Raw genomic sequence first — 11,884 nt, forward strand, 5'->3', positions numbered from 1 at the left:
GGGCTAATTAAACAACTCCAAATATTTAACAAGAAGAGCACTTACCTATATTGGTAAGTGCTCTTCTTATTATTCCAGCTCAATGCGTCACTCTCCATGTTATCACTCCACTTTCAATACCCATTTCGCAATATCATCGATAATGGCTTTGGAGACATTAGATGGCTCAGCGTACTCTTGACCAATCGAAAGTCCTTCATAGCTGGCTAACAGATGATTTACTTTTGGATAGCTATTGTGCGTTACATTGGAATGACCTTGAAGAGCCGTTTTCCAATTCTGGAATTGATCCATAGACACTTGCACATCATTTTCACCTTGTAGAATAAGCATGGGAATATTTTGTGTTTTAGCGAGTTCCGCAGGCACATAATCTCTCTGCTCAAACCACCAATAAGCAGGTTGAAGTGGAAATGCCTCAGGAAGATGATCTATAGAATAGTTAGGATCTTTAACGATCGCAGCTACATTTTTGTAAAAATCAGCTTGTTCTTCAATGATCGCCGTGTCTAAACCAAGCTGCTTCATTCGATCTACCAATTCGTCCTGCTGCTCGGTAAGCACATCCACAAAGCTGCTACTTGGTGCAGCAAGCAGGATACTGCCTGCAATATCATGTTGTTTATCCTCAGCAATGATTAACGGTACTGCAAACCCGCCTTGACTATGTCCAGCTACAAAAATCGCTGTAGAATCAATATGTGCATTCTTTTTAAGTAAGGCTACGGCATCGGTTACCTGATCCACACTTTCTTGTTTTAATGTGAATTTAGGCTGTGAAGCCACTTTATAGGTATGCTCATAGGTGATCTTATCGTATCTTAATACAGCAACTCCTTGTGAAGCTAAACCTACCGCAAGATCACGAAATGGCTTTGCCCCACCAATGGCAGCGTCTCGATTGCTAGGCCCAGAACCGTGTACTAGAATGACAACCGGGAAAGGTCCCTCTCCCTTGGGCAAAGTTAATGTTCCTGGTAAAGCTAAATCACCCTCACCAACCGTAATGTCTTGTTCTGTATAAGCAGATGGATCGTCGTAACTTGGTTTTTGATACACATTTGGAGTAGCCGCGGCAACATACAAGTCATCCACCAGTCCGTCATGATTCATTCTTACGGTAATATTCACACTGGTAAGCTCTGTTTTAAAAGTATATGTGACATTGCGATGCACGGAGTTGTTCTCTACGTGTTTCGCTACGGCTTTATTTGTCATTTTCCCATTTTGACCTTCTAATGCTGACCATAGCTGACTCAATAACGTGGGTGACAACACTCCACTCACAGAGGAATGAACATACTTCACAGCCTCCTTGCCATCCCCTTCACTTATAAGTGAAATGAACATATCCTCAGGTGCTGCCTTCAGTGCCTCGGTAAGAAATCCCCTATCCATAAAGGTAACCCCTTTCGTTAACTGAACAGGATGGTCTAAGGGGATGACTTTCCCATTCACGATCGCCTGTTTCTCCCCTACCTTAACTACAATGGTAAGCTCATTTTTTGTTATTTTAATTTGTCCTGTGTTTTGCTGCCAAGATACCTCTGCCCCATTCTTTACTGCAATCTCACGAATAGGAACTAGATTTTCATGATCAACGGGTTTCTCAGCAGCTGCTGAGATGGATGTTACCGGCAGGATAAGGCATACGAAAGTAAGAGAACATAATAGCTTTTTCCAATTGTTCATCGTCAAAACTCCTCCTAATCATTTTTATGATATGCATAGATCTATGAGCATTTATTGGCTCAGAACTCTGCTTATAACAACAATAGCAATGATAACTAACAACAGGACCCAAGATAGTGGACGAGCGAAGTTAATCGTCCAGCCTATTCCATAACGTTTCTCTACAGTAAAAGAAGGATCATTGGGATTGAAGTAAATAACACCAAGCTTCCAATACTCATCTTCATTCACAGGCTGCTCCTTAGAGCGTTCTCTATCCTCTTGATGATTACGAATTTTCCCACCGCCTTGTCTGCCTGTGAGAGACAGCCATATTGCGCCTAATACTATCACCACAGGGACGATAAAGCTGATAGCCGTTAGCAAGACCAGATTGGGGACGAACATATTGATTTGAATGAAGGCAAATAAAATAGTAAGAAATAGCCCTGTTATTATCGTGAATAGGGACCATTTACGGCGGAATTGAATATTTTTAGCAGCAAATTGGGCAGGATCCGTCGTGGTAAGCTGTTGTTTGCTTGTTTTAATACTCCAGTTAACCAGCATCAGGAGTGCAACTACTCCTAGCTGTACCAGATTAATAGCGAGTACTGAAAGGTAGGTTTTAGGCACACTGGAAGTGACATTGCCCTGAAAATCATATTTCATTGGAACAACGCTAGGAAGTGCATCAAAATGATCGCAACGGCTACAATAACAGCTATATGAATTAGAAACCAATAGTTGGAATACGTGAGCTTATTTTGGCGGAAGGTGGTATCAATTTTAACCCGTTGAGGTGCTTCTGCAGTTGGAAGTGTTCCCTTTAACCTTTTCATCTTGAAATGAAAAATTAAATGTAGTGCTACCGAGTACACAACGAACATCATGGTGCAAACACCAGTGATTATTGCTGTAGATTCTTCATTGGCAGATCGGAGTAAAAATAGGCAGACAAATATAATCACCCCGTTTCCGATCAGGCTTACTGCAGCAAACGTTTTACGTAACTTACGTAGAATGGGTGTGTAATAATTATATTCACTTACCGTAACCCCAAAGCTAATGGTTTCCCTTGTTAGATAAGGTGTAAAGGATAGAAGTAAGACTAATGGAGCAAAGATTAAGATGACAGATAAGATACTAAATAGTTGCATACATAACACACTCCCTTATTCGTTTATTCCTTGTTGTGCCCCATCTTCACATCATCATAGATTTGATCTAATACTGCAGACAATTCCTCTTTGGTCATGCCTCGACATATCGCTTCGGCAATAATCGGTCTTAATTCTGTTTGCTGCTTTTTCAAAAAATCATCCGTTAGACCAGGCATTCCATCAGGGTTTACGACAACGCCCTTTTGTCTGTGAATTAGTATGTATCCATCTTGCTTGAGTAGTGTATAAGCCTTATTGACCGTATGAAGGTTAACACCAATATCTGCTGCCAAATTCCGAACTGAAGGTAGCGCTTCACCTAGCTGCAGTTCACCACTAGCAATGCCTTCGATAATTTGATAAACCAATTGAGAATAAATGGGGAGTTCGGACTGCATGTCAAGTTGAATAATCAAGAGTTCACCTTCTTTTTGTTGTCTGTTATATATCAAGTATAACAGATATAACATAAAGGGGCAATGCGCATGGAAATAAAGCCGCGTATCAATGGCAAGGGCAGCCTTACCTGACCCTTCACCATTGATACGCGGCTTATCTTCAAGAGCTTAGTCTTATGTGATTCAAGAGCAATTAATTGTGGAAGCACATGACCATGTTGTATTTTACATTCCATTCAAAGTTCAGTCTTATCTTCAACAATCCGATAATGGATTTTACGAACTATAATTTTCAGGATCATATATAGCGGAATAACGATGATCATACCCAAAATGTTCCACAGATCGGCACCCACGAGCAGCAAAATAACCGTTGTCAGCGGATGAATATCCAGCTGCTTGCCATATACATAGGGAGATATCAGGTTATCCTGAATCTGCTGGGCAACGACGATAATAATCAGCGACCAGATTGCCATTGACGGCGATTCAATAAAGGCCACAATCACGACAGGTATTGCTGCCAATATTGCACCCACATAAGGAATAAAGTTCAATATGATGGATGCAGCCGTCAGCAATAGCGCATATGGCAAACCAAGGATAAGAAAACCAATGTACATCAGGATCCCGAGTGCAACATTGACAATAACTCGCCCAACAATAAAATTGCTCAGCGCTTCATCAATTTCATGAACGGTCTCTTCTCCATCCTTCCGATAACGTCTTGGCAATAGCAGGGTAAGATTGGTGCCAAACTTGCTGCCTTCCTTAAGCATGTAATACAGCATGATTGGAAAGGTGGCCAAAATGATGACCAGATTGGATACAACCGAGAACAGACCTGACAGATAATCACTTACCTGTGTAATTCCCTGTGTCAGGAATTCGGAAAATCTTGACACAAGATCCGAGTTCTCCGGCAAGTATTTGGACAGGAATCCGTTTCTCTCCAGTTCGTTTAGCTGTTCACTAAGTGAGGCTATCAGAGCTGGCGTATTCTCAATAAAGTTCCACAGCTGCTCACGAAGTGACGGCCATATGAGCACGCTAAACCCGGCAATCAGCAGGGCTATCACAACATAAATAATTAGAACGGATAGGGCTCTTTTCAACCGATGTCGTTCCATGAAATCAACGAGCGGCCGAAGCAAATAATAGAAAAAGCCCGCGATTAACAGCGGAATAATAATGATATGTATGAGTGATGTTAACGGGCGGAAAATAAAATTAACCTTATCCCCCAAATACACAATGAGCAGCAGCAAAATAATGGCTGTGCAAATTCGGTAGAACTTGTTATTTATCAAGAAATTGATCCCTCCATACACTGCTCTGCCAGCACTGGGCTATAATCTGGTGCACCTTCTTCAGTCACCTGATTATATGTACCCTTAAATGCAAGTATTGCCACATTGCATGTCAGTTAACGTAAAGGACCTTTCTCTTGCCGATGAAAAATGAGCAAAAAAAGAAGCAGGCGGTTAGCCTGCCACATCTCTTTTGCTGAATACAACCCACGATACAACCATAAAAATCACATAGTACACGGCGAGTACGGCAACCGAGAAGCCAAGGGTCATTCCCGCGTTACCCCCGCCGAACAATCCGAGGTCCATTCCCGAATTCATATACCGGCTGAGATCCATGTTATTAAATAGTACATATTTGGCCCAGTCATAGCGAGCTGGATTGAAGATCAAGGCAAAGATACTCTGGGTAAACATGATAAACAGTGACAGGCCAATGGCCAGTGCTCCCGAACGAAACACGGAGGAGACCATGAAGGCAATGGCCAGCGTAATAAACAGATCGACGTACAGGTATGCCCATAACGTAAATGCATACGATGCCGAGGTTACGCCGCCAGCTGCACTTCCATCATGGGAGAACAGAACATAGGACATTCCCGTTGCGAGCAAGAGAATAAGTACTGTGCTGAGCAGACTGAAGCCCAGGACGGTAATGTATTTTGAAGCCAAAATTTTGCTACGTGACCACGGACGAATAAGCAGCAGTTTAATTGTGCCCCATGTGAATTCGCCGGCTACCGCTTCAGCCGCAATGACCACACAGAAGATGGTATTCAGGAAGAATACAATCTGAACCGTCGTTATTGCCGCTTCCCAGAAGTATACGTCACTGCCTCCCATGCCTTCTCTCAGCAGCACAGGAAGCAGCAGCGAAATTAAAGCCAAAAATGAAAGCATAATCCAGGTACGGGGACGCCGGAAGATTTTCATATTTTCATTCAACAACAGATTTCCAAAGTTAGGCAATACCTCCGCCCCCAGTCACTTGTAAAAATTGATCTTCGAGTGTATGTGTTACGTTGCGGATACCGTATACCTGAATACCTTCGCTCACCAGTCTGGCATTGAAATCCGGAATCTGGTCACGCGACAGACGCACCACAAGCATGTTGCCCTGAACGGTCGCATCCTGAATAAGTTCTGAAGCACGCTGTGTATCATTCACCTCAAAGGCCACTTCCGTCAGTGCATCTGTTCCAGCTTCAGCTTTGAGGTTTCTCACGTCAATCAACTTACCATTCTGGATAATGGCGACTGTATCACACATGAGTTCCATCTCTGACAACAGGTGACTGGACACAAAGACCGTAATGCCTTCTTCACGGGTGAGCTGACGAAGATAATCCCGAAGTTCCCGAATCCCTTGCGGATCAAGGCCATTGGTTGGCTCATCCAGCACAAGCAGCTTCGGCTTATGTAATATGGCTTGGGCGACACCAAGACGCTGACGCATGCCCAGAGAATAGGTTTTCACCTTATCATGAATGCGGGCTGTAAGCCCCACACGCTCGATGGTTTCTGCAATACGTTCCTTGGTAATCCCTGGTGACATACGGGCAAAATGGACGAGGTTCTGATATCCGGTGAGAAATTTGTACATTTCCGGATTCTCTACAATGGCACCTACCTGGGCCACCGCCTGCTCAAATTCATTTTTGATACTATGTCCCGAGATGAAAATATCTCCCTTACTTATGGACATAAGTCCGACCATCATCCGGATCGTTGTTGTTTTACCGGCACCATTAGGCCCTAAAAAACCAAAAACCTGCCCCGGAGAAATATCCAGAGTCAGGTCGCTGACCAACGATCGGGAAGATATGATTTTACTGACGCCCTGAAGTCGGACGACCGGCTCCTGCTGCATGCAATTCCCTCCCTCATCGACAGGCTAATAAATCATGCCCGCCTCTCATATGAACATAGTGTATCATAATCTTTGGTATAATGTCCCGTAAACTGGGTGTTCTCCTTACGCTTCATATGGATCTGACACGCTCCACAGCATCCAAGCGGCATCTCACTCCGGTAAAATCCGGTGCGAAATACGTGATTGCCTCCATAGCCCTCTTCCTTTAATTCGACAGAGCCTCTACCAACCGACACAATCATCCCACAACTGACACAGTAAAAGCGGCTCGTTTCGATCACAGAAATTCCTTCCCCTCAACAAGGAGCAATGTAGTCCCTGTTATTTGTCGTTAGAAGCTGAATTTTGATACATTTTGTATCTACCTCGTAATTTACTTGACCTCAGGACTATTGTCAAGCCCCTTCTGGCTTTAAAATAGAGTGAAACACAAAAAAAGCTCTATAAATGCGACAAAAGTCTCGCATTTATAGAGCTTAAAATAGGAACAATGATACAATATGATGCAAAGTATAGGTATATATTAAACTGCCACCCCACATCATGGGGATCACTCGCTGCTCTCACTTGAATGCTGTTCCCCGCCCTTGCCAGGGTAATACCAGAGCAGTGTCCACTCCTGTCCATCCTGCACGACGTAACAGGTCTGTACAATGTCCAATTGCCCAAAGGTACTTCTGTACTTCATGGTTATTCCGACCTTGTACGCCTCGGGAAACGGCTTTACGCCATCCATCACCGTAACATCAAATTCCCGCTCGGGCTTTTCCATCTCAAACTCAAAGGTTTCCACGCCAAAATGCTGCATGAAGATATGCGCCCTGGACTGCAAATAAACGCTTTTGGAGAAACGCTCTTTCATCAATGGGTGAAACAGTTCCCATGAGCTGCCGAAATCGCCCGCCTGCTCATACTTGTAAAACTCTTCAACCACCGAAGCGGCGTCGTCCGGCGCATCTGCACGAAAGAGATATGGGATCGTTCTGCCTATTAACCATAGCAGCAGCAGCACAAGTGCGATGAATCCGATCTTTTTGAACAAGGCATTACGATTGCGTCTTCGCAGCATGTTCGTCCCTCCTGTCCTACTCCATTCTTATGATGAATAGCAGGAAAGTAGAAGCTGGAGGAACAAGAGCATTTCCTGGGAAATCCCTTTGTTCAAGATCATCCTCAAGAACTCGAATGTCCGTGAGACCTCAATTTACGGATCACTGCCTTCGTCATTACATATATTGCAATCCCGCAGCAGCCTCCGATCAGATCCACGCCGATATCACGTATCGAACTTGTTCGATTAGGGCTAAACTGCTGTATATATTCGTCGATAGAGGCGATCATAGCTACCACAATCAGCGAAGCAGCGATACAGGTCAGCATTCGCATTTTCCTGTATCGCAGTCCACCGTAGACAAGAACCGCCAGCACAGCATAGACAAACAAGTGTGCACTCTTGCGAAATATAAACTCGGCAAAATCATAGGGTCTCTGTCTCAATGAATAATCATGCTCTCCGTAAGTGAACTGTACATCAGGCAAGACAAATCCAATTTTGACTTTTTCGGACAATTGATGCAGCCAAGGCTGAATGGTCTGCTGTTGGTATGATTGTTTGGACATGGACCAAATCACCAAGATCCAAACTGTAACCAGCAACAAGGACAAGATAAAACCGTATAATCTCCGTTTGCGTCCGTGTCTCCTTTTTCTGGAGCCCTCCTCCATCAGTATTGTCATCACCACTTTCGTTGCCCAATCCAAAATCTTTTATTTCTGCAAATTCTCCTGAATGATCCCATGAATGCGATCCCGTTCCTGTTGTTCCACAATGTAATAGTAAATACCATTAATTTTTTCGCCCTTGCCCTTGATTTCCACGGTATCAATATGTTCAAGATCACTCCGATAATCCAGAATGAGTTCCTTCATTTCATCAAACGTCAGATCCGTCCTGACGTGTGTCCCGAGCTCATCCAACATGTTTTGAAGATTGAGTACACTGGAGAACTGCATTGTATTTTTCATCATTTGCTTCAATACTTCACGCTGTCTTCCATTACGACCTAAGTCTCCTTGGGGATCATCATACCGCATTCGTGAAAAACCAAGTGCAGCCAAGCCATCCAGATGAATATTTCCCTGTTCGTAACGTCGACCGTCATAATCGAATGCAAACGGATTGTTTACGTCCACACCACCGACCAAATCAATGATTTTCGCAAAACCTTCCATGTCCACTTTCATGTAATAGTGAATAGGGACATCCAGAAACTGTTCCACGGTTTTCACCGACATGTCTACACCGCCGAAGGCATACGCATGATTGATTTTGTCTTCTGTGTTGTGGCCTACAATCTCGGTTCGTGTATCCCTAGGAATATTAAACATAAGCACTTGTTTTTTGCCGGGATTTACACTTAATACGATCATTGTATCTGAACGGCCTCGATCGTTTGGACGTTCATCTACTCCCATAATAAGTGCGTTGAAGGGCTCTTTGCTATTGATATCTACTGGCAGTCCACCTCTGCTATCCGAAATGGAGACTGGCTGCGCCGGATCACGCGGTTCGTAGATCTGATCAGCCGTAGATTTGACAGATTGGTATAGGTACATCGCATAACCAAAAATAGCAATGACGAAAATGGAAACCACCCAGATCGAAATTTTCATCCACTTTTTCATGGTATTTCCTCACTCACGTTATGATGATCTTTCCGTTTAGATGATCGCTGCCGCTTTGCCCTCAGCGTGATTAAGTCCAGGACGGCCTACAGAATAATACTGGAATCCGGAGGCTTTAATTTGTTCCTTGTTGTACACGTTACGTCCGTCAATCATGATCGCTTCATTCATCATGCTTGCAAGCTCCTGCAGATTCATCTGGGAGAACTCTTTCCACTCCGTCAGCACGCAAAGGGCATCCGCTCCTTTGGCAGCATAAAGGGGGTTTTCTTCCCAAACAATCGAGGCGGCATCAACTTCTCTGCGGAAGTTGGTTGTGGCAATCGGATCATACGCCTTAACAACAGCCCCGGCTTCTGTCAAATACCTAATAATATCAATAGCTGGTGCGTCCCTGACATCATCTGTATCCGGCTTAAAGGCAAGACCCCAGATAGCAATGGTTCTACCGCTAAGGGTTCCAAAAATCTCCTCAAGCTTGCGTATCACATTGAAACGTTGATCCTGATTCACCTGAACCACAGATTTCAGTAATCTGAAATCATAATCCACTTGGCCTGCAATCTGAATCAGCGCCTGTGTATCTTTCGGGAAACATGAACCACCGTAGCCAATGCCAGCTTTCAGGAATGAAGAACCGATCCGTTTATCATATCCCATGCCTTCCGCTACACGTGTAACATCTGCGCCAACCTTCTCACATATATTCGAGATTTCGTTAATAAATGATATTTTTGTTGCGAGGAATGCATTGGACGCGTACTTAATCATCTCAGCAGACCGAATGTCTGTAACGATCAAGTTTTCGGTTAATGGGCGGTGAAGTTTCTTGAGCGCTTGAATCGCTCGTTCACTGTCCGTACCAATGACGATACGATCCGGGTTCAGTGTATCCTTAACAGCCGAACCTTCCCGTAAAAATTCAGGTACCGAAGCCACATCAAATGGTTGAGTGGAGATACTCTGGATGAGCTCTCTTACGCGATCATTCGTGCCCACAGGCACTGTGCTCTTGGTCACAACAATTTTATAGCTCTCCAGATGGGTACCAATCTCGATTGCCACTTGCTCAACAAATCCCAGATTGGCCTCGCCGTTTGGCAAAGAGGGGGTTCCGACTGCGATAAAAATAATATCGGATTCACGAATGGCCTCTGCGATATCGGAGGTGAAGGATAACTTGCCTGCCCGTTTGTTGGCAACCATGAGTTCCTGGAGTCCAGGTTCGTAAATGGGAACTTCACCTGCATTCAGCATTTCCACTTTGTCCTGATTGTTATCTACACAGATGACCCGATTGCCGAGTTCAGAAAAGCAGACTCCCGATACAAGACCTACATACCCTGTTCCAATTACCGCAATATTCATCTTGTTTTCCCCCAGTTCACACAATTTTGGATGATGTCCGCCCATTCCATTTCAATCCTTACAATATCCTCTTCGATCAGCTCGCTGCCCATCTGAACTTCGATAATTTCAAGCTCCGTGATGGCTTTTACACTATGTTTTCCGCCAGATGGGATTGAAATGGTATCTCCCTGATTAATTCGTTTTAAATCACCATCCAGAATGAACTCACCCTGCCCGGAAACAACCGTCCAAACTTCGTTTCGCTTCAGATGATACTGATAGGACAGATTTTTATCGGCCCCAATAATAATGCGTTTCGTTAGTACCTCTTCGCCCTTGGAATTCCGTGTATAATCGAGCACTCTATAGCAGCCCCAGCGCCGTTCTTCATACATAGGGCGTTCCGCACTATCTTTAAGGACTTCTTTGATCTGTGGACTCGCCTCTTTCTCGCTGACCAGAATACCATCCGGGCTAGTAGCCACAATTACATTAGAAACGCCCAGTACGCACACCGGGATATTCAATTCGTTGACCAGATGTGTATTTACTGAACTATCTGTAACGACTCCCTTGCCCACAATGTTAGTGCTCATCTCATCCGTCAGCGTATTCCACGTCCCCAGGTCTTTCCAGTACCCATCGTAAGGTGTAACGACAATCCGAGATGCTTTTTCCACAACTTGATAGTCGAAACTGATTTTCTCCAGTCTGCCATATTGCTTAAGCATTTCTTCATACTGGATGGGCAGCTCAAGCTCGATAAGCAGATTAATAAGATAATTAAGTTTGAACGCAAAAACCCCGCAATTCCAAAGGGCAGATTGCTCAATCATCTCTGCTGCTTCAGCCTCGCGAGGTTTTTCTTGAAAACGGGATACCTTGAAATACTCCTTATGCTCTTTTTCTCTCGTTTCACTTGGTTCAGTAACGATATATCCATATTTCTCGGAAGGATGAGTTGGTTTCACCCCGATTAGAGCCAGATCCACTTCTGATTCCAACAGAATCTGTTCTAGATCCATAACTTTGTAAAAGAAGGATTCCTCCACATAAGGGTCAACCGGAAGTACAGCCACAGTTTCGTTAAGACTGACTCCCTGCACCGAATAGAGATAGACAGCCGCTAATGCGATAGCAGGGAAGGTATCCCTACGCTCCGGTTCAACTACTAGGTCAACGTCCTCACCCAGTTGGCTCTGTAAAATTTCCACCTGTGGCTTGCTGGTTGCAATCGTAGCCCGTTCACTCAGTCCTGTTTGCTGCAGCTGCCGCCATACACGCTGTACCATTGACTCCGATTGTCCTTGAGGACCTTCAAGCACCTTGAGGAACTGCTTCGAACGTGTATCATTGGATAAGGGCCACAACCTTTTGCCTGATCCTCCAGAAAGAAGTACGATTCTCATGACGTCGTCACTCACTCCTTTATAT

Annotated in this window: 13 protein-coding genes; 1 reads left to right on the forward strand and 12 read right to left on the reverse strand. The window is 44.3% G+C overall.

The annotated features are described in order from the left end of the window. Positions 1–102: 102 nt before the first annotated feature. The 7 genes from CHH60_RS19460 to CHH60_RS19490 all read right to left on the reverse strand — a co-directional run bounded on the left by CHH60_RS19460 (position 103) and on the right by CHH60_RS19490 (position 6,412). The gene (locus CHH60_RS19460) at positions 103–1,692 is read right to left on the reverse strand and encodes an alpha/beta hydrolase family protein (RefSeq protein WP_095360686.1); all 1,590 of its coding nucleotides are present in this window, start codon (positions 1,690–1,692) and stop codon (positions 103–105) included. Positions 1,693–1,743: 51 nt separating this feature from the next. After that, positions 1,744–2,343 (reverse strand): DUF5808 domain-containing protein, encoded by a 600-nt coding sequence (locus tag CHH60_RS19465; RefSeq protein ID WP_141236973.1) that lies wholly within the window; start codon positions 2,341–2,343, stop codon positions 1,744–1,746. Then, positions 2,340–2,831: a hypothetical protein gene (locus tag CHH60_RS19470; protein ID WP_095360688.1), complete on the reverse strand. Its 492-nt coding sequence runs from the start codon at positions 2,829–2,831 to the stop codon at positions 2,340–2,342. Before CHH60_RS19470 ends, CHH60_RS19465 begins: the two co-directional genes overlap by 4 nt. A 23-nt stretch (positions 2,832–2,854) precedes the next feature. Further along, positions 2,855–3,250 carry a GntR family transcriptional regulator gene (locus CHH60_RS19475; RefSeq protein WP_095360689.1) on the reverse strand — a complete coding sequence of 132 codons (396 nt, stop codon included), beginning with the start codon at positions 3,248–3,250 and terminating at the stop codon, positions 2,855–2,857. 218 nt (positions 3,251–3,468) lie between these two features. Next, positions 3,469–4,542, reverse strand: coding sequence for an AI-2E family transporter (locus CHH60_RS19480; protein WP_095360690.1), 1,074 nt, complete (start codon positions 4,540–4,542; stop codon positions 3,469–3,471). Between the two features lie 174 nt (positions 4,543–4,716). Beyond that, on the reverse strand, positions 4,717–5,511 hold the full coding sequence (locus CHH60_RS19485) for an ABC transporter permease (RefSeq protein ID WP_095360691.1): 795 nt from the start codon (positions 5,509–5,511) through the stop codon (positions 4,717–4,719). Continuing rightward, positions 5,504–6,412, reverse strand: coding sequence for an ABC transporter ATP-binding protein (locus CHH60_RS19490; protein WP_095360692.1), 909 nt, complete (start codon positions 6,410–6,412; stop codon positions 5,504–5,506). Before CHH60_RS19490 ends, CHH60_RS19485 begins: the two co-directional genes overlap by 8 nt. Before the next feature lie 80 nt (positions 6,413–6,492). Here CHH60_RS19490 and CHH60_RS30325 point away from each other — a divergent pair, with 80 nt between their 5' ends. Further along, complete coding sequence (locus tag CHH60_RS30325; RefSeq protein ID WP_255248006.1) at positions 6,493–6,624, forward strand: hypothetical protein; 132 nt, start codon at positions 6,493–6,495, stop codon at positions 6,622–6,624. A gap of 341 nt (positions 6,625–6,965) precedes the next feature. Here the strand turns inward: CHH60_RS30325 and CHH60_RS19495 are convergent, their stop codons facing one another. The 5 genes from CHH60_RS19495 to CHH60_RS19515 form a co-directional block, all read right to left on the reverse strand. Then, the gene (locus CHH60_RS19495) at positions 6,966–7,484 is read right to left on the reverse strand and encodes a hypothetical protein (RefSeq protein WP_095360693.1); all 519 of its coding nucleotides are present in this window, start codon (positions 7,482–7,484) and stop codon (positions 6,966–6,968) included. 104 nt (positions 7,485–7,588) lie between these two features. Next, positions 7,589–8,152 (reverse strand): VanZ family protein, encoded by a 564-nt coding sequence (locus tag CHH60_RS19500; protein ID WP_369680199.1) that lies wholly within the window; start codon positions 8,150–8,152, stop codon positions 7,589–7,591. A gap of 30 nt (positions 8,153–8,182) precedes the next feature. Further along, the gene (locus CHH60_RS19505) at positions 8,183–9,100 is read right to left on the reverse strand and encodes an LCP family glycopolymer transferase (RefSeq protein WP_095360695.1); all 918 of its coding nucleotides are present in this window, start codon (positions 9,098–9,100) and stop codon (positions 8,183–8,185) included. A 36-nt stretch (positions 9,101–9,136) separates the two neighbouring features. Continuing rightward, the gene (locus tag CHH60_RS19510) at positions 9,137–10,468 is read right to left on the reverse strand and encodes a UDP-glucose dehydrogenase family protein (protein WP_095360696.1); all 1,332 of its coding nucleotides are present in this window, start codon (positions 10,466–10,468) and stop codon (positions 9,137–9,139) included. Then, on the reverse strand, positions 10,465–11,859 hold the full coding sequence (locus CHH60_RS19515) for a sugar phosphate nucleotidyltransferase (RefSeq protein ID WP_095360697.1): 1,395 nt from the start codon (positions 11,857–11,859) through the stop codon (positions 10,465–10,467). Before CHH60_RS19515 ends, CHH60_RS19510 begins: the two co-directional genes overlap by 4 nt. Positions 11,860–11,884: the final 25 nt, after the last annotated feature.

The organism is Paenibacillus sp. 7523-1 (assembly GCF_002276415.1).
Taxonomy (GTDB): domain Bacteria; phylum Bacillota; class Bacilli; order Paenibacillales; family Paenibacillaceae; genus Paenibacillus; species Paenibacillus illinoisensis_A.